Raw genomic sequence first — 20,497 nt, forward strand, 5'->3', positions numbered from 1 at the left:
ATGCAGACTAATGATAATCTTAAAATATCGTTAATATTATTTTTTTCGTTTTTGTTTTTTTATGCTTTGCAGATTCCATATTACACATCTAAACCGGATGTTATTGTTTTTGCAATTAGATCTTTAGCAGAAAAACCAATTACTGACTTCGCATATTTACCTCAAAATACTCTTCTAAGCGGAAAAGCTTTACCAAATTATCATTTAGGGCATACAATATTATTATGGCTGGTTTATCAAGTTGTACCGCTTGATTATTCCGCAACCATTTGGACTTCGGGATTTATTTCATCAATTAGCGGAGCCTTAATTGTTGTATTTACTTATTTAATTTGGCTGAGCTTAGGATTTAATAAAAAGAAATCTATAACGATTGCAGTAGTAGTAGGTTTAATTCCAAGTTTCTGGGAGCAATCAGTAATCGGTGAAGTTTATTCACTTCAATTTTTATTTATTCTTCTTTTTGTTTTTGCGTTTATAAAAGATCATATTTTACTTTCATCACTATTTTTTGCATACGCCAATTTGGTTTCGCCACTTTCCGGATTGGCATTTGGTTTAATTTTTCTAAAAGGTTTTAATAAAACAACAATTAAAAAATCAACTATTGTTGGTGCTTTAGCTGTTGTAATTTATGCAATTGTCTATTTACTAATCGGCGCAAATTTACTTGATTTGTTAAATCCACTTTCCGCCGAACCAGAAGGAAGAGGAATTCCATATCGAACTATTGCATTTTTATTTTTTATCCTACTTAATTTTAATTTTTTTATTTACCATTTACTAAAAGGAATGATTTATAGTTTAAAAGATATTCCCATTATTTCGATAACATTAATATTAGCTACAATTCCGCAAATGTTTCTAATTTTTGCCGGTGCAACTTTTTTTATTGAATTAGGAAGTTTTCAACTTCCGGTTTTTTGGGCTCTTGCATTTCCGCTTGGATATTATATCTCGACAGTAAAAATTAATAAATATTTCTTTGCAATCGCATTAATTGTTGCAATATCATTATCATACACACTTTGGATTAGAACAAATGTTGTTGTTGGTAAAGAACGCGAAGATGCCGGAAAATGGTTAAGAATAAATGATCTGAACAATATTACGGTTATTGGTCCTTGGAGTGTTGGAGTAAGTGTAATAAAAGGAAGAGACGGAAGTAATTTAAATGCTTTGAAAAATTTTTATATAGAAAAATCGTGTCCCAAAAACTGTGATGTTGAAAAAACACATAAATCAGAATTAATTATTGCAAGCGCAAAAAAAGTTCCGCTTAGAGTTGCGCTGAGCAAACTTAATTTGGATGGATTACAAATTGAAGAATATAATCCCATAAAAGAAATTACCGTTGGAAATATTAATAAAATTTATGAGAACGAATCGGTTACTCTCTTTAAATGGAAAAAGTGATACAGATCGCAACTTTAAAATAAAAATACAACTTATTTGAATTAATTATTGCTGATGAAATGAACAAAAAATACTCATATAACGTAAACACAGATAAAGTAGTTTGGATTGATTTGGATAATTCTCCGCATGTTCCATTTTTTGCTCCAATAATTTCTAAACTTCAAGAGGAAGGTTATACAGTTAGAATTTCTGCAAGGAATTACTCGCAAACTGTTGAGCTTGCACAACTGTATGGACTTGATTTTACTGATGTCGGTAAACATCATGGAAAAAATAAAATTATAAAAGTTATTGGATTAATTTACAGATCGCTTCAGTTAATTCCGTTTGCATTAAAGAAAAAACCTACAATTGCAATTTCGCATGGCTCAAGATCCCAAATGATTGTTGCACATTTTTTTAAAATTCCAATTGTGATTTTTTTGGATTATGAGTTTGTTCAAACTATTCCTTTTGTAAATCCCAAAATGATGTTTTTCCCAAATATTATTTCTAAAGAAAGACTTGCAAAATTTAAACAAAACGTAAAAACTTATCCCGGAATTAAAGAAGATATTTATGTGCCGGGTTTTAAACCAGATGAATCGATAAAAAAATATTTTAAATTTAGCGCAAATACAATTACAGTAATTTTACGTCCTCCAGCTCATGAAGCTCATTACCACAATCCGGAAAGTGACGTACTATTTAGTGAAGTAATTGATTTATTAATAAATGTTGGAAATGTTCAGACAATAATTTTACCGCGTGATGACAAGCAAAAAGAAAGCATAAAAAATCACTATGCAGAACATTTCGGCTCTTCAAAATTAATTATCCCGGAAGATGTTGTAGATGCATTAAACCTAATGTGGTATTCAGATTTAGTAATTAGCGGCGGCGGAACGATGAATCGAGAAGCTGCAGCATTGGGTGTTCCCGTATATAGCATTTTCAGAGGTAAAATTGGTGATGTGGATAAATATCTTGCACAAACCGGAAGACTTACTTTAGTTGAAAATATTGATGATGTAAAATCAAAAATAAGATTGAAAAAAAGAGTTAGACCAAATAAACCAGAAAATATTAATTCTCTTGCGTTACATTCAATTGTAAATGATCTTGAATCTCTCATTGAAGAAATTACTGGTGAGACTAAAACTGTTTCAATAAATGAGAATAATGAACAAATATTATCATTTCCCAAAAAACACAAAGTACAATAGTCTTCTTTCAGAAATAGTTAAAATTTCAATTGAAAGTTTGGAAGAAATGTTTCTTCCAGACAAGAATGAATTTGCTATGATGAAGTCATTGCACAATAATTTAATTTTTTCGGAAAATTTCAATTCACGTTACACTTTAATAAATTTAATCGGACTTCATAAAGCCAATAATTTTGGATTTAATACAAATTTAGATTTAACTAAAATTCTCAAGCATCATATTGATAAAGCTGAAACAATTACCGGCATTGGTGAATTAGGATTATTACTTTGGGCAATTGGTTTAATTTCTCCGGAAGAATCAACAAAACTTTTAACTAAAATTAATTTTAATGAGGCGTTGGTTAACTTCAAGGATTCAAAATTGGGTTATACAATGGAGTTATCTTGGTTTTTAACCGGATTACTTTTTGCTTCAACATTTAATGAAAAATTTAAGAACTCAATTGATAATCTTCCAAATTTAGTTTATAAAAGAATTAGAAAAAATTACGGCGGACACGGAATTTTTCAGCATGAAGATAAAAATAATTTTGAGGGAAAACTTAGAGCAAATGTTGGTACAATTGCCGATCAAATTTACCCGATTTATGCATTATCAATTTATTCTCAACAAATACAGAATGAAGAAGCTTTATTAATTGCAAAAGAATGTGCAGAAAAAATTTGTGAGCATCAAGGTAAAAATGGCGAATGGAAATGGCAGTATGATTCAGTAACCGGTGAAATTATTAGTCACTACCCTATTCATTCTGTGCATCAACTTGCGTTAGCACCAATGGCGTTATTCTCAATTCAAATGGCTTCCGATACGGATTTCTCAAAAAATATTTTTAGCAGTTTAAATTGGCTGGCTGAAAATAATAAATTATACAATCAAATAATCGATAAAAAAAATAATGCGATTTGGAATAAAGTTACTCCTATTTTAAATAACAAGCTGAGTTCACTTTTGTATTATTTAAAAATAAATTCGCTTAATAAATTCCGAAAACTAAAAGTTGATTATGTAAGCAGTTCTTATGATTTTGGCTGGATATTATATACATTTGCCGGAAGAATTAGTGTTGATCAATCAATTGAAAATGAAAACAGAGTTCAAAATAATTTACATTTATTTGAATTAAATCAGCAAAAAACTTAATAATTTTATTTTACTTTTTTGCTTACGAAATATGAAAACAAAATCATTCAGTAAAAATACTCTTTATTATGCAACTGGAATTATTGCAATTAGGTTTACTACATTTTTGCTGATTCCTTTATACACTGAATATTTGTCAAAAGCGGATTATGGTTTATTGGCTACTTTACTTTTTACTACTGAAATTATAATTACAATTAATGATGTTGGAATGCGATCTGCATTTATGAGATTTTTTCCCGAGTTTCAAAGTAAAAATAAATTAAGTGAATTAATTGGTAGTACAGTTTTAATTAATATTTTAGTTGGAATTTTATTAGTCGGAATTGCTTTGCTGATTCCGGAATCCTATTTATCAACATTGTTTCAAGTTGAAGTTTTAGAAAATGTAATTATTCTAACAATTTTAGTAGGAATATTTAGAACATTAAGTTTAAATATTTTATCATATTTTCGTGCGAAGAATCAAGGCAATTATTATATGCTGATCAGCATAATTTCTTCGATAATTTTAATTATCACAACATGGATTGCATTAAAATTTTTAAATTGGGGAATTATCGGAGTTCTGTATTCACAAATATTTTCGTTTGGCTTAGCTTGGCTATTTGTCCTAATTTGGATTTCTCTAAAAGACGGAATTAAAATTGATTCCAAAACATCTTCAATGTTATTCAAATTCGGATATCCATTAATATTAGCAACTTCCGGAACAATGTTAGTAAATACTTCGGGAAATTATTTTTTAGGCGCTTTCAGAAGTTTAGAAGAAGTTGCCGTTCTTGCTGTAGCCTACAAAGTTGCAACAATTGGAATTATGGTTTTGATTGCCCCATTTCAATTGGCATATGAACCTTATGTTTTCAACAATAAAAATAATCCCGATTTGAAAAACATAATTTCAAAAATTATTTCTTACATAACAATCGCATATCTTGCGGTCAGCATTTTGATATTATTTGTTTTTAAATATTTGATGAATCTCATCGGTAACGGCGGATATTCGGATGCTTACATTTTAGTTTTCTTAATGCTTCCGGCATTAGGTTTTACAGCAATAAATTATATTGGTCAATCGCAAATACATTTAAATAACAAAACAAAAACAACAGGTTTCATTTCATTTATTGTAACGATTTTAAGTATTGCAATTTCCTATTTTGGAACAAAAGCATATGGAACTTACGGAACAATTTTAGGAATAAACTTATATTTAGTTCTTTCCGGATTAGCTTTATTTTATTACGGAAATAAAGAATTCCCAGTTGCAGTTGAGTATAAAAGAACAATAATAATTTTTTGTTTGGGAATAATTTTATTTGCTGTTTTTTACATTTTAAGTTTTTATTCAAATTTAATTTTCTATGCAATTTCTGTTGTAGTAATTTTAATTTCATCATTTGGATTATATTTTAGTAATTTTTTCTTTGTTGAAGAAAAGAAGCAAATTAATAATGTGATTAATAAATTTTTAAAATTTGCAAAGTTGAGTTAAAAATTGGGTAATGATTTATACATATTTTTTATAATAGGAATTGCAGTAATTTTAGGAATTGGTTTACTATTTTTATGGTTTAAAAAATTTGAAACAGCCGTTTTCTTCTTTGCACTATCGCCATTAATCTCAGCAATTTTCTTTGATAATTTGCCTGAAGAAAATGTTGCAATGGATGAAGTTACAATTGGAATTGGCGGAACTTTGCGTGCGGCAACCCTTGTTTTATTGGGGATTGTTGGAATAACAAAATTTCTTTTATCAATTCCGAGAAGCAAATTAAAAATTCCAATCCATTTTTTATTACTTGGAACATTTATAGCATTATCATTCGGATCCGCGTTTTATTCTTTAGATCAAAAATTTACTTTTATTAGAGCCGGATTACTTTTTGCGGTTTTCTGTTTTCTTTTAGGATTTCATATTTGGCTGCAAGAAGGTGAAAATCTCAAAAAAGGATTAAACTCATTATTTGTATTAGTTTCAGTTATAATTTTCGCAACTTTAATCGGAATAGTAATTATTCCATCAAGAGTTTGGTGGTGGAAATTGCCAAGATTAGTTGGTTTATGGGAACATCCGAATACATATGGATCGTTCAGTATGTTATCTTATCCTATTTTAATTTGGAAATTTTATTCGATAAAATCCAATAAGAAATATTTTATTATTGTTATTATTTTAATTAATTTAGGATTACATATTTTAACTGGATCGAGAACAACTTTGTTGGCTTCTTCAGTCGGAGTTTTGATTTGGCTACTATTAGAAAAAAACTGGGTGAAATTATTTTCCTTATCCATAATAATTGGAATATTTTTAATACTGCTTCTTAATTTTTCTCCATCAAGTTTTAAGAGAAATGAAACTTCCGAGATAACAGATTTAAGTTCTCGAGAAGACATTTGGAATAGTGCTGAAATTTTCATTAAAGAAAAACCAATTCTTGGTTATGGTTTTGGTGTTGAAGGAAAAATTTTTCAAGATGAATTAAAAGTTGATCTTGAAGGAAGTTTTATTGAAAGAAGCGTTAGGCAATCTTTACACAATGGTTATTTATCAATCCTAGTTGGCGGTGGAATTCTGGGATTATTATTGTGGTTAATAGTTTTATTATTTCCCTCCATATTTACAATTACTGCCGCATTTTCACCTGAAAAAGCGTACGCATTTTATACCTTTATAACAATATTTATAACAAATTTTGTTGAATCGGCTTTAACAGGTTATAGTTTACCAAGCGATATATTTTTCTGGCTTGCGTGGACGATTTTGGGATCAGTTTGGGTTAAAAGTTCAAAATAATTTTAAGAAAGAAAGTAAATTGATGAAAAAGTATATACTTATTACTGCTGCAAAAAATGAACAAGATTATATTGGTGAAACAATTAAATCAGTTATTTCACAAACTGTAAAACCGAGTTTATGGTGTATTGTTAGCGATGGCTCAACAGACAAAACTGATGAAATTATTAAGAAATTTGCTGAGACAAATAATTTTATAAAATATATTAGAAATGATAACACGGATGACAGAAATTTTGCTTCGAAAGTTTATGCAATAAATATTGCACTGAATTTTATTAAAGAAAATAAATTTGAATACCACTTCATTGGAAATTTAGATGCCGATACAGTCTTTGAACCAAATTATTATGAACAAATAATTAAGGAATTTGAAAAAGATGAAAATTTAGGTCTAGCCGGAGGAATCTTTTTTGAGAATTATAAAGGAAAAAAAATTAAAGTTGTTTTGGCAAGTAATAGCGTTAGAGGCGCAGTTCAATTTTTTAGAAATGATTGTTTTGAAGAAATTGGCGGTTTTGTTGCACTTAAAAACGGCGGTGAAGATATTATTACAGAAGTAACAGCAAGAATGAAAGGCTGGAAAGTTAGATCATTTGATTATTTGCATGTTCAAAATTTACGTCTTTCCGGAACCGGTCGCTGGGGAATTGCGGAGACAAAATTTAGAGAAGGAATGTTAGCTCACTCAATTGGTTATCATCCGTTATTTCAAATTTTAAAATCATTTTATCGATTAAAAGAAAGACCGTTTATAGTTAGCGGTGTTCTGCATTTGTTAGGTTATTTATGGGCTCTCTTTGGTAATAATAAAGTAAAAGTAAGTGATGAATTTAAAACATATTTAAGAAAAGAGCAGATTCAAAGATTAAAAGAAACATTCATTCCTTAAATTTTTCGTATCCAATTAAAAACTTTCTAATCAGATTTAATTAAAAGAAACCGGAACGGAACTCATTATTGGCAAGTGGTTTCTGTGATAAATTACAACGTAATAATTACTTTCTGGAATATCAAAACTTAAATTCGTAATTCCATCTAAGCCGACAATTGTACCATCGGTTTTAACAAATCCGGCTTTTCTTGCTTTAATAGAATTTGCTTCCGTGGTTTCTCTAAGTTCAACCAAAACCCAATCAACAACTCCAATTGGAATACTCAAAACATTTTCAGTTCCATTATAATTCCAAGGGCTTGAAGAAAATGGCTGCGATGTTTGAATTACGCTTTGAAATGTCGGATCAATTGGCATTGAGTTTGCACTCGAGTAAGCTCCTTCTAAAAAGATTTTAAGATTTGTTGATATTGTTGGTATTTTCTTTGATAAGGACATTCCACTTACACTTATTGGTCCAGTTTGAAATCGTGCAAGAACCTCAACATTCACCAATGAAACATCAGATGGTATAATTAAATCGGTATTATCATTTGTAGAATTAAGTAAATTATATTTTTGCCAATTTTCTGTATTAGCTGGAATTATAAATTCCTCATTTTGATAAGATGTATTAGGAAAAGAAAAGACAATCTTAATTCCATCGCTTTGTCCACCCTTTGTCCAAATTTCAAATTCATTTTCTCCTTTCTCAACACCACCTAAATTTTGAACCAAAAATATTCTTGCCCAATTATCATAATATTTTGTATAGCAATATCCTTCCGGAGCCGTTGCATCAATCTCCCAAACACCCTTATCATCAATTATATTTCCATCTTTGATCCATGTAGTTCTTGGTTCATATCCATCTGGAATACCATCAGGATTTAAAGTATTTGTATAAGTATCAAGATTTACATTTAAAGGTGGAAAAACATTATCATATGGGTCCGAAGTTTTTTCATATAAAATGTCTGCCCATTCAGCATATGTATTAATTTCTATATTATTTTGATGACACCAAGCAAGAATTTCTTCAACTCTTTGAAAATATTCAGTTGGTAAAACATAACCATTATTACCTTTTAAGTCATAGAAATGATTATGCCCAATCATAACTTTATTTTTTGCAATTCCATCTGAGATTGTTGTTTTAATTGTCTCAAGTGTTTGAGTAGTCTTATCTTCATTAAAATCTTCCCATTGCATACCAAATTCCAAATATTCATTTGGATCATATTCATTAAATATTTTGAAGGATTTTGGACTATCTCCGAATGAAGCCCCCGCTTTATATCCCAAAGGTTTTAAAGCGGTACTTAATTCTAGAGTTGAAATTACTGGATGTCTTCCACCTGGTTGAATCCAAGTTGTTGGTCTATCAATATCAAATAATTCAGCTAATTTTAATGTTTCATTTGCTAAAACTCTTATTGCATCTATACTTAGTTTATTTTTTCTATCAAATTTATAAAAATTAACATTATTTGCTTGTGGCAAACTTACAGGATTCTCCCAAAAATCTAAAATTTGCGCTTTAGTTTTACTTTTGAAAAAATTGTAAATAAAATATAATCCGTATCCTTCAAGATAAACATAAATCTCAGTATCATAGTCAATTGCAGTAAAATTTCCGTATATAGTATCATTAAGAACATTACAAGTTCCAATTGGAGTTAATTCAGAAATATCAACAGAATTGAATTCCAAACAAATTTTTCTTTTTCCATTTGCTTGTTCAATAATATGATCAACTCCAGCAATAGGTGTAAGTAAATCTATTTCTAAATATTCAGATGCAGGGAATTCGGTTATAAAATAATTTGTTCTATGATTTGGTGTGTGATCCATAATTTCATGTCCGGCATCTTGAATTGTCTTTATTGCCGAAATATATGAAGGGCTGCTAAATGGTATTGCCGTACTATTATAATTATAACTTGCCGCAAAATTTAGCGCAAAACTAAAATGATAAGATCTTCCATAAGTCTCATTATAATCATCAAAAATTTCAGCCATTTGAGTGTAATATTCATGCGCATAATTATCATCAATTCTAAACGCAACTCCGGCTTCTTTTGGGACAAATGAATTTATGTTTGATATACTTTGAAATTCTGTTTGAATATTCTTTTGAGAAAAAATATTTTCAACTAAAATGAATAGTATTATTGTTGCAATAATTATTTTTGGGGTTTTAATCATAAAAACATTTCTTTAAAAATCTTAATAATACTTAAAATCTTATTATTTAATTTACTTAAAATTGTTTCAAATATAAATCAGTGGTGATTTGCATCACATATAAAATCCCTTAATCAAAATTTTGAATTAAGGGAATTAATTATTTTATAATATAATTTTTATAATCTTTTCATCTTTCACTTTATCTAAGAAGAATCATTTTTTTAGTAAGAGAAAAATTATCAGTATTCAATGAATAGAAATAAACTCCGCTTGCCAAATTTGTTGCGTTAAATGTTATTTCATAATTTCCGGAATTTTGCTTTTCGTTTACTAATGTTGCGATTTCACTTCCTAAAATATTATAGACTTTTACCGCTACTCGTGAATTTTTCGGTAAACTATAGGAAATTTTTGTTTCGGGATTAAACGGATTTGGATAATTTTGGTTTAATACAAAATTATTAGGAATTTCTTCAATTTGTTCTTCAATATCTGTTGTTGTACTTTTTGCTAAAAATAATCCGCTAACTTTTACTTTTCCGGAAATATAATCAGAACATTTTATATCAACAGAAATAAAATTTACATTTTCCGGAATTATTAATTCTTTATTTCCGTTGGTAGAATTTTCTAAAGTATATTCAACCCAATCTTTTGTATCTGCAGGAAATTTATAAACAGCATCAACATTACTTGTGTATTCTCCAAAAGAAAAATATACTTCTACCGAATCACCAGCAGCTCCTTTGGTTTGAATTTTAAAATCATTTTTACCTTTTTCTATTCCGGCTAAATTTTCAACTCTGCAAATTCTTGAATTTGTTGAAATTGAATATACGTACTTTCCTATTCCGGCAATAATTGTATCTCTTTCCCATTGTCCATGTCCTGACCAAAATCTTGGTGAATAACCATCCGGAACTCCATTTATATCCAATGCAGAAATATTTTTGTCTAAATCTGTATTTAATGAAGGAAAAATATTTATATACGGATCAGGTGTTTGATCATACAATATTTCTGCCCATTCAGAATAAGTTTTAACGGGAACATTATTTTCAGTAGCCCAAGCCAAAATGCTGTCAACTTTAGAAAAATATAGGTTAAGTGAATCAATTTCGTAAAAATGAGCGTGCCCAATTTGCATATAATGTTTTGCAATTCTATCTGCAATTACATTTTTGGTTTTTTCAACAGTCCAAGTATCTTCAAAAAAATCACCCCATTGCATTTCAAATCTTTCAAAATTATTCGGATCATATTCATTATAAATTTGTCTGCCTTTTTTAACAGATGCACCGGCAACATATTTTAATTCATCACCAATAGTATTACTCAATTTTTCTTTAGATAACTGAGGGAAATTTCCGCCGGGTTGAATCCAAACTTTTGGCGGTTCAAGATTGAATTCATTTGCTAATTTTAATGTTTCATTACCTAAAAGTTTTAAAGCTTCGTCTGAAATTTGTACATTAATTTTATCGAAAATAAAATATCTTGTCTTCCAAGTTGTTGGTAAAAGAATTGGATCACCCCAAATATCAACAAAGAAGATTTTATTATTTTCCAAATAACTTCTTTGAACTAATTTATTAAGTGCAGGCAAATAAATATAAATTTCACTTTCAGGAAGTTCTGCAAATCCATTTAAAAGCTGGTTTTGATAAACATCGCAAATACCGCTTTTTGAAGCTAAAGTTGTGTCAACATTATCAAATTCAAGACAAATTTTATTGTTTACAATGTGATCAATTCCATCAAGCGGATTAGTTGTGCCTGGCTTATAATATTCTACAACAGGAAATTGTGTTACAAAATAATTTGTTCTGTGATTTGGAGTGTGATCCATTATTTCGTGACCCATTTCTTGCAGAACTCTTATACTATCTTTATACTCTGGGGATCTAAAATCATTTAAATTTAGAGCGATACAAAAATTTGCATTATATTTTTTAAAAACCTGAGCCATTTTCATATAATCAGCAATTTTGGCATTATCATCAAACCTAAAACAAATACCGCCTTTTTTTGCAAGATATAAACTATCTTCGGAAACTATATCTAGGTTTGAAGTAAAAGTTTTTGCAATTAATGATGATATAGTAAAAAGTAGAATTATAAATACCTTAACTATTATTTTATTTTTCATTCTAAATTCCCGTTCCAAATTTTTGAGATTTTCTACTTAAATTAATTTTATTCTTTCTGCAATTAGATGAAATTTTGAAGTGAATATGTGATAAATATCAAATAATTCAACTTTAATTAATTCGAAAAATTTTTGCCTTTCTTCAACAAAATAGAATCGTTTAAAGTTTCTAAAAATTTAATTTTTCTGAGATAATTGCTGTAATTCTTTCTGCTGCCTTTCCATCCCACAAATCTGGAATATTTCCTTTTTTAAGTTTCCCATCAAGAATTTCTAACGCAACTTTTTTAGCTTTTTCTAAATCATTTCCTAAAAGTTGATTTGTTCCAACTTCAACGGTAATTGGTCTTTCTGTAGAAGTTCTTAAAGTTATGCATTGAATTCCTAAATATGTAGATTCTTCTTGTATTCCGCCGGAATCCGTTACAATTAGTTCTGCGTTGCTCGTTAAAGTTAGAAAATCTAAATATCCTATTGGATCTGTTAAAAGAAGATTTTTACTGATTTTTTCAATTAATCCAAAGTCTGTAAGATTTTTTTGAGTACGAGGATGTATTGGAAATAAAACTTTTCTCTTTTCTGCAAGTGTATTTAGAACATCAATTAATTTTATTAACTGATTTTTATCATCAACATTGCTTGGTCTGTGCAAAGTTACTAAAATATATTTTTGTGGTTCAAGATCAAAACTTTTTAGAAAATCAGAATTTACAACTTTAGGTTTAAAATATGCCAAACTATCTATCATTACATTTCCAGTGAAAAATACTTTTTCTTCGGAAACACCTTCTTTTTTTAGATTTTCCATTCCACTTTTTTCGGTTACAAAAAGCAGATCGGAAATTGCATCGGTTAAAACTCTGTTTATTTCTTCGGGCATTTCTCTATCGCCGCTTCTCAATCCCGCTTCAACGTGTACAATTTTAATATGAAGTTTTGATGCCGTTAAACTGCATGCAATTGTGGAATTTACATCACCAACAACCAAAATCATATCGGGTTTTTCTTCAAGCAGAATTTTCTCAAATTTTATCATCACATTTGCAGTTTGCTCTGCATGACTTCCGCTTCCAACTCCTAAATAAAAATCCGGTTTTGGTAATTCCAAATCTTCAAAAAATACTTTCGACATTTTTTCATCATAATGCTGACCGGTATGACAAATTAAATGTTGAATTGAATCTTTATATTTTTGAAATGCTCTGTGAATTGGAGCAATTTTCATAAAATTAGGTCGAGCACCAACAACAGAAATAATTTTCTTCATTAAATTTTCTGATTTTAGGATATATTACTATTATGAATTACTACATATTTATAGTTAATAATATAGCCGAAAAAGACAATAATTACTAAATTCGGCTATATTTAAAATCTTTATTATGATTTTTTAATATGATTTGCTTTAACTCCATGTTTTTCGAACGCATTTCTTGTATCTAAAATTAACTTAGAATTTTCCGCAATGAATTTATAATCATAATCTGAATGATCTGTACTTAGTACAACTAAATCATACTTTTTAAGAACATCCGCAGTCAACGGAACAGATTGCATTGTATAATTATATTTTCTCATCTTAAATAATTTGGGAACATACGGATCATTAAAATCTACTTTGCAGCCTTTTCTTTCAAAAAGTTCAATTAATCTTAATGATGGCGATTCGCGCATATCATCAATATCTTTTTTATAAGCTGCACCAAGAATTAAAACATTTGCACCGTTTAATGCTTTCTTTTCATCATTCATAAATTTTGCGGCATTTTCTACAACATAATACGGCATAAATGTATTTATTTCACCGGCAAGCTCAATAAATCTTGTATTAACTTCATAAGCACGCGCTTTCCAAGTTAAATAAAACGGATCAATCGGAATGCAATGTCCGCCTAAACCCGGACCCGGATAAAATGCATTAAATCCAAATGGTTTTGTTGATGCAGCGGAAATTACTTCCCAAATATCAATTCCCATTCTATCAAAAACCATTTTTAATTCATTTACAAGCGCGATATTTACCGAACGATAAATATTTTCAACTAATTTAGTAGCTTCGGCAACTTTTGGTGATGAAACCGGAACTGTTTTTACGATTACATTATTATAAAGTTCAGTCGCAATTTTAACGCATTTTGGAGTTACTCCCCCTATAACTTTTGGAATTGTAGAAGTATTAAAATCTGGGTTATTTGGATCTTCTCTTTCGGGTGAAAATGCTAAATAAAAATCTTTTCCAACGACTAATTTTTTTGTTCCGATTTTTTGAATCATCGGAGAATTTTCAAATAATGGTTGAAGAATTTCTTCAGTTGTTCCGGGATATGTTGTTGATTCAAGTGTTACTAATTGCCCTTTTCTTAAATACTTTGAAATTGTTTCTGCAGTATTTACTACATATGACATATCCGGTTCTCTATGCTCATTTAAAGGCGTTGGAACACAAATAATAATTGCATCAACTTCCGGCAATCTGTTAAAATCCGAAGTTGCTTCAAATTTCTCGGAATCAACCGCAGCTTTTATTCTTTTTTCGGAAATGTGTTTAATATAACTTTTACCTTTTTTTAGTAAAGGAATTTTTCTTTCATCAACATCAAATCCTATTACATTAAATCCTTTTAGTGCAAATTCTAATCCCAAAGGAAGTCCGACGTAACCAAGTCCAATAATTCCTACTTTTGCAGTTTTTAATTTAATTTTTTTTAAGAAATCCATAATGACCTTTTTATTTAGACTTTAATAATTTATTTAATTTCAACAAAAAAGAAGTAATTTTTACATTAACGCAAATGATTTAAATCAACCAAAATTTCTATGCCCAGTGAATTAAATTCAATTCAAATGGATTATTTAGTAAACTATGTTTTGGTAAAACTCTTAAAGTATAACCAAAATGACCGGTATTTCCGCATCTTATTTCTCCAGAAAATGTATGAATTCCATGTTCTTCATTGGTTTTGATGTAATTCATTACAACAAAATGATTAGAGTTTGCATCATTTATATTATCGATCTTTCCATAATAAATTTGAACGTCAACATCATTTGGCGAAAGTTTTCCCAAATCAACTTCGCAGCTAATTTTATATGCCGAATCAACTTTCATTTCAGTTTTGGGATTTTCCTCAGAAACGCTAATAAATTTAATACTTTTCCAGTTTTTTAATAATCCGGATTTCCATTTAGAAAATTTCTTACCTTCTTCCCATTCATTTTCTAAAATGAATTTACGTCTGTTTAAAGCTTTCACGTAATATTTATCAGAATATTCAGATACCATTCTATTGGTGTTAAAAACGGGACCGAGATTTTTCATTGATTCTTTCATCATATGAATCCATTTTCTCGGAAGTTTATCTTCTCCTCTATCGTAAAAAGTTGTAACAATTTCTTTTTCTAAAGTTTCATACATTATTCTTGATTCAATTTCATCTTGATAATCTGTGTTGGGATATTCTTCACCGTTACCGATTTTCCAACCTAATTCTCTTTGATAAGCTTCATCCCACCATCCATCTAAAATGCTGAAATTTAGTCCGCCGTTTGCAATAATTTTCATTCCTGAAGTTCCGCTGGCTTCCAAAGGTCTTCTTGGATTATTTAACCAAACATCGCAGCCTTCAACCATATAACGCGCAATGTTCATATCATAATTTTCCAAAAATACAATTCGTTTTCTAAAAAGCGGATCTTTAGAAACTGAAACTAATTCTTGAATTAATTTTTTACCTTCTTCATCTTGCGGATGTGCTTTTCCCGCAATAATAAATTGCACTGGTCTGTCTGGATTTGTCAAAAGATCCGAAAGTCTCTCAATATCTCGTAAAATTAAAGTAGCACGTTTATATGTTGCAAATCTTCTTGCAAAACCAATTGTTAACGCAGATGGATTAAGAACCTCTTTTGCCGCATCAATTTCTATATTTGAAGCGCCTCTCGAAATAAGTTGTTTTCTTAATCTTTTACGGGCAAACGAAACTAATCTTTCGCGTCTTCTTTCATGCGTATTCCATAATTCTTCATCTGGAATTTCATCAACAGCCTTCCATGAATCATTTTCACCGTTTCCGGAATCAAAATCTTCACCCAAATATCTTGTTAAAAGTTCAGACATTTCTGACGATAAATGTGAGCGTGTGTGAATTCCGTTTGTAATATGTTCAATCGGAATTTCATCAAACGGAATATCCGGGAATCCATTTGTCCACATTTTCTTTGAAACTACTCCATGAAGTTTGCTGACTCCATTGACCATTCCCGCCATATTCATAGCTAAATGTGCCATGTTAAAATTTGCTGGAGGTTTATTTTGAATAATTGTTCCCAATTGATAAAATTGCTTATCGGAGATTTTTAATTCTTCTCTGTAATATTTTCCAAAATATGTTTCAACCATATCATTTCCAAAAACATCAATTCCGGCGGGAACCGGCGTGTGAGTTGTGAAAATATTCGAGAAATTTCCAATATCTCTTGCTTGATCAAATGTTAAGCCTTTTTGAATTAAAAGACGAATTCTTTCGAGTGCTAAAAATGCAGAATGACCTTCGTTCATGTGACAAACTAAAGGTTTAATATTCAATTCTTGCAAAGCTCTAATTCCACCAATTCCTAAAATAATTTCCTGTTGAATTCTCGTTTCCTTATTTCCGCCGTAGAGTGCACGTGTAATTTTTTTATCTTCATCGTTATTTTCTGCAACATTTGTATCCATCAGATAAAGAGGAATTCTGCCTACTTGTATTTTCCAAATTTGGAAAAAAACTTGTCTTCCGGGAAAATCTAACGAAATCTTAACCGGAGAATTATCCTCATTTATAACTAAAGTCATTGGCAAATTTAGAAAATCAGAAAGCTGATATTGTTCTTGCTGCCAGCCATCTGCGGCTAAATATTGTTGAAAATATCCTTCTTTGTAACATAATCCAATTCCAACTAAAGGAATTCCTAAATCGCTTGCAGATTTTAAATGATCACCAGCTAAAACTCCTAACCCGCCGGAATAAATTTGTAAACATTCGGTTAATCCAAACTCCGCAGAAAAGTATGCAATAAACGGAGTTTCAGCATCGCCATATTTTTTTTGATACCAAGTAGAATCTTCCAAATAAATATTTAATTGTAAATAAACTCTGTTCATGTGCGAAACAAATCCGTCATCTTCAGCAATTTCATTCAATTTATGTTGACTAACTTTTCCAAGCATCATAACGGGATTATGGTTTGTACTTTCCCATAAATCTCTATCTAATCTCCAAAAAAGTTCTTGTGCGTCGTGGTTCCACGTCCAATGTAAATTATAGGCAATTTCTCTAAGTGGTTCTAATTTTTCTGGCAGAGATGGAATTACACTAAAATTTCCAATAAAATTTACCATTACAACTCCTCTATATGTATTATTTCCAAATTCAAAATCATTATTTATATTGAACTTCTGAAAAAAGTAATTGTTAATAAAAATTCAATTTTCGGTTATTCTTTGTTAATAACTTAAATTTACTTATATCGTAATAATTATGTCTATAGAAAATAAAAGTTTACAAAATAATAACAAAGTTGATTTTTATATTTATTCCATAAATTATTGAAATATAATGGCATTATCGATTCTTTTTGTAATTTGTTATATAATTGGTTCTTTTCCAACCGGATTTATAATATTAAAAAAAACTCATAATTTGGATTTGAGAAAAGTAGGTTCCGGAAATATTGGAACTTTAAATTCTTTTGAAGTTACAAATTCAAAAAAAATTGGAATTATTGTTCTATTTATGGATTTAACAAAAGGAATTATTTCTGTTCTTTTAGCTAAATTATTTTTTCCAAATGATTTCTCAGCATCAATTTTAGCATTAATTGCAGCCGTTTTGGGCCATTGTTATTCAATTTGGATAAAATTTTCCGGTGGAAGAGGTTTAGCAACTGCAGCTGGCGGAGCATTAATTTTATCTCCAGCAATCTTATTAATTTGGTTATTGAGTTGGTTTTTGATCAATAAAGTAAATGCAAATATTCATATCGCAAATGTTGGAGCAACAATAATTATTATTTTTTCTTCAATCTTATTTTCTGAACAACTCAATTTAATTACATTTCCTCCGGCAAAGGAGGGTTTTATTTTTATATTTTCCATATCTTTACTTATGTTTATAATTCTTACAAAGCACATATCCCCAATAAAAGATATTATTTACAAAAATTAGTTCGGAATATTTATAATGAAAAATTTAAAGTATGTTTTTTTGTCATCATTTATAACTTTGCTTATAGTTTCTATTTTCTTTGCATTCTTTTATTATGAAAAATTTTCCTCAAAAAATGAAAATTCAAATCAGCAAAACTCTGTTTTAGAAAATCGGCAAATTACAGAAAACAGTTCAATTGTGCCGGCAAATATTAGAAATCTTATTGATAACACAATTACAAACAGTCGTGAAAACATAATTACAAATACTGTAAAAAATGTAAGCTCAGCAATTGTTGGAATTAATGTAACTCAAACAAGATATTTTAGAGATCCGTATAGTTTCTTTTTTGATAGAATTTACGAAAGACAAATCCCCGGACTTGGATCAGGAGCAATAATCTCGCCAGATGGTTACGTTATTACTAATGATCACGTTGCCGGTGATGCGAATAAAATTATTGTTACAATGACTGACGGTACAGAATACAATGCTGAACTTGTTGGAACCGATAAATCCTCAGATATTGCTTTGTTAAAAATTAATGCCCAAAATTTGCCATATATTCAATTTGGAAATTCTGATGATATTTTAATTGGAGAATGGGTAATCGCTTTAGGAAATCCATTCGGACTTTTTGAAATAAATGATAAACCAACCGTAACAGTTGGAGTTGTAAGTGCACTAAATATGAATTTGGGATTAAGCGAAGAACGATATTATTTAAAAATGATACAAACAGATGCATCAATAAATTCCGGTAATAGCGGCGGACCATTAGTAAATAGTGTAGGCGAAATGATTGGAATGAATACAATTATCTGGCGAGAAAATAAAGGCGGAAGTATTGGTGTTGGTTTTGCAATTCCAATAAATACAATTAAAGATATTATTGAAGAATTAAAATCCAACGGTTTTGTAAACAGAGATTTTTGGACGGGAATTAGTATTCAGCCAATTGACGATGCAATAGCAAAATACTACAAACTAAACAGCACCTACGGAGTTATAATTTCAAATGTTGATAGAAGATCTCCGGCAGAAAAAGCTGGGTTAGAAGTCGGCGATGTTATTCTTGAAGTAAATGATGTAAAAATAAATAATGACCAAACTATACTTTATGTTTTTCATCAAGCAAGAACAAATGATATTTTGAAACTAAAAGTTTTTCGAGATAATAAAATACTTTTTATAAATTTAAAATTAGAACCAAAACCATGATAGAAAGATATACACGCCCGGAAATGGGAAAAATTTGGGAAGATGAATTTAAATATTCAACTTGGTTAAAAATAGAAATTTTAGCTTGCGAAGCCCGTGCGGAAATGGGTGAAATTCCAAAAGAAGATTTAGAAATTATTAAATCCAAATCAAATTTTGATGTAAAAAGAATTTTAGAAATTGAAGAAGAAACCAAACATGATGTAATTGCGTTTCTTACAAATGTTGCGGAATATGTTGGACCGGAATCTCGTCATATTCATTACGGAATGACTTCTTCGGATATTTTGGATACCACACTTTCTTACCAAATGAAAGCTGCCGGAGAAATTTTATTAAACGATTTAGAAAAATTAAAAATCGCACTGAAGAAAAAAGCACTTGAATATAAAAAAACAGTTTGCGTTGGAAGAAGTCATGGAATTCACGCCGAACCAACAACATTCGGATTAAAATTTGCGCTTTGGTATGAAGAAACAAAAAGAAATATTTTACGATTAAAATCTGCAATTGAAACAATAAGTGTGGGACAAATTTCTGGTGCAGTTGGAACTTTCGATCATCTTTCTCCAAAAGTTGAAGAATATGTTTGCGCAAAAATGGGATTAAAACCGACTCCGGTTTCAACCCAAGTAATACAACGAGATCGCCATGCTGAATATCTTTCAACATTGGCAATTATTGGAGCCACATTAGAAAAAATTTCAATTGAAATTAGACATTTACAAAGAACCGAAGTTTTAGAAGCGGAAGAATTTTTTTCAAAAGGACAAAAAGGTTCATCTGCAATGCCGCACAAACGAAACCCAATTATTTCAGAAAGAGTTACGGGCTTAGCAAGATTACTTCGAGGAAACGCCACAGCAGCTTTGGAAAATGTTGCACTTTGGCACGAAAGAGACATTTCACATTCTTCGGTTGAAAGAATTATTGTTCCCGATAGTACAATTATCTTAAATTACATGTTGAATCTTATGATAAATTTAATTGATAATCTTTTAATATATCCGGAAAATGCAATTGAAAATCTTAACAAAACAAGAGGTTTAATAGTTTCACAAAAAGTGCTTCTTGCACTTGTGGAAAAAGGCGCAACACGAGAAGACGCATACAAATTAGTTCAAACTTCAGCAATGAAAGTATGGCAAGATAAATCAACAAATTTAGAAAATGAATTAATTATTTCTGAAGAAATAAAAAAATATTTAACAACTGAAGAAATAAAAAATATTTTCAACACAAATGAAATGGTTAAAAATGTTGATTATATTTTTAATCGTTCGGTTGAATTAGAATAGAAAGGTAAA

General features: G+C 29.7%; 14 protein-coding genes. 9 read left to right on the forward strand and 5 right to left on the reverse strand.

Going from position 1 to position 20,497, the window contains the following annotated elements; genetic code table 11:
- Genes IPH62_17960 through IPH62_17985 form a run of 6 tightly spaced genes read left to right on the forward strand, consistent with a single transcriptional unit; the run spans nt 1 to nt 7,460 of the window.
- Complete coding sequence (locus IPH62_17960) at nt 1–1,416, forward strand: hypothetical protein (GenBank protein ID MBK7107162.1); 1,416 nt, start codon at nt 1–3, stop codon at nt 1,414–1,416.
- 59 nt (nt 1,417–1,475) lie between these two features.
- A complete protein-coding gene (locus IPH62_17965; GenBank protein MBK7107163.1) occupies nt 1,476–2,624 on the forward strand; it encodes a DUF354 domain-containing protein in 1,149 nt (382 codons plus the stop codon).
- Nucleotides 2,581–3,768 carry a hypothetical protein gene (locus IPH62_17970; protein MBK7107164.1) on the forward strand — a complete coding sequence of 396 codons (1,188 nt, stop codon included), beginning with the start codon at nt 2,581–2,583 and terminating at the stop codon, nt 3,766–3,768. Before IPH62_17965 ends, IPH62_17970 begins: the two co-directional genes overlap by 44 nt.
- Nucleotides 3,769–3,799: 31 nt before the next feature.
- The gene (locus IPH62_17975) at nt 3,800–5,263 is read left to right on the forward strand and encodes an oligosaccharide flippase family protein (protein MBK7107165.1); all 1,464 of its coding nucleotides are present in this window, start codon (nt 3,800–3,802) and stop codon (nt 5,261–5,263) included.
- Nucleotides 5,264–5,266: 3 nt separating this feature from the next.
- On the forward strand, nt 5,267–6,568 hold the full coding sequence (locus IPH62_17980; protein ID MBK7107166.1) for an O-antigen ligase family protein: 1,302 nt from the start codon (nt 5,267–5,269) through the stop codon (nt 6,566–6,568).
- Nucleotides 6,569–6,590: 22 nt separating this feature from the next.
- Entirely contained in the window at nt 6,591–7,460 is an 870-nt protein-coding gene (locus IPH62_17985; protein ID MBK7107167.1) for a glycosyltransferase family 2 protein, read from the forward strand.
- Between the two features lie 36 nt (nt 7,461–7,496).
- On the opposite strand, the gene IPH62_17990 is transcribed toward IPH62_17985, so the two are convergent.
- The 5 genes from IPH62_17990 to glgP all read right to left on the reverse strand — a co-directional run bounded on the left by IPH62_17990 (nt 7,497) and on the right by glgP (nt 17,161).
- Complete coding sequence (locus IPH62_17990; protein MBK7107168.1) at nt 7,497–9,650, reverse strand: hypothetical protein; 2,154 nt, start codon at nt 9,648–9,650, stop codon at nt 7,497–7,499.
- A 181-nt stretch (nt 9,651–9,831) separates the two neighbouring features.
- Nucleotides 9,832–10,779: a T9SS type A sorting domain-containing protein gene (locus IPH62_17995; GenBank protein MBK7107169.1), complete on the reverse strand. Its 948-nt coding sequence runs from the start codon at nt 10,777–10,779 to the stop codon at nt 9,832–9,834.
- A gap of 1,171 nt (nt 10,780–11,950) precedes the next feature.
- Nucleotides 11,951–13,048 (reverse strand): UDP-N-acetylglucosamine 2-epimerase (non-hydrolyzing), encoded by a 1,098-nt coding sequence (gene wecB / locus IPH62_18000; protein ID MBK7107170.1) that lies wholly within the window; start codon nt 13,046–13,048, stop codon nt 11,951–11,953.
- A gap of 113 nt (nt 13,049–13,161) precedes the next feature.
- Nucleotides 13,162–14,499 carry a nucleotide sugar dehydrogenase gene (locus IPH62_18005; protein MBK7107171.1) on the reverse strand — a complete coding sequence of 446 codons (1,338 nt, stop codon included), beginning with the start codon at nt 14,497–14,499 and terminating at the stop codon, nt 13,162–13,164.
- 97 nt (nt 14,500–14,596) lie between these two features.
- The gene (gene glgP, locus IPH62_18010) at nt 14,597–17,161 is read right to left on the reverse strand and encodes an alpha-glucan family phosphorylase (GenBank protein MBK7107172.1); all 2,565 of its coding nucleotides are present in this window, start codon (nt 17,159–17,161) and stop codon (nt 14,597–14,599) included.
- Between the two features lie 217 nt (nt 17,162–17,378).
- Here glgP and IPH62_18015 point away from each other — a divergent pair, with 217 nt between their 5' ends.
- Genes IPH62_18015 through IPH62_18025 form a run of 3 tightly spaced genes read left to right on the forward strand, consistent with a single transcriptional unit; the run spans nt 17,379 to nt 20,488 of the window.
- Nucleotides 17,379–17,987 carry a glycerol-3-phosphate acyltransferase gene (locus IPH62_18015; GenBank protein ID MBK7107173.1) on the forward strand — a complete coding sequence of 203 codons (609 nt, stop codon included), beginning with the start codon at nt 17,379–17,381 and terminating at the stop codon, nt 17,985–17,987.
- Nucleotides 17,988–18,002: 15 nt separating this feature from the next.
- Entirely contained in the window at nt 18,003–19,190 is a 1,188-nt protein-coding gene (locus tag IPH62_18020; protein ID MBK7107174.1) for a trypsin-like peptidase domain-containing protein, read from the forward strand.
- Nucleotides 19,187–20,488 (forward strand): adenylosuccinate lyase, encoded by a 1,302-nt coding sequence (locus IPH62_18025; GenBank protein ID MBK7107175.1) that lies wholly within the window; start codon nt 19,187–19,189, stop codon nt 20,486–20,488. The genes IPH62_18020 and IPH62_18025 overlap by 4 nt, the downstream gene beginning before the upstream one ends.
- The last annotated feature ends 9 nt before the right edge of the window (nt 20,489–20,497 follow it).

The sequence above is a fragment of the Ignavibacteriota bacterium genome (assembly GCA_016708125.1).
Taxonomy (GTDB): Bacteria; Bacteroidota; Ignavibacteria; order Ignavibacteriales; family Melioribacteraceae.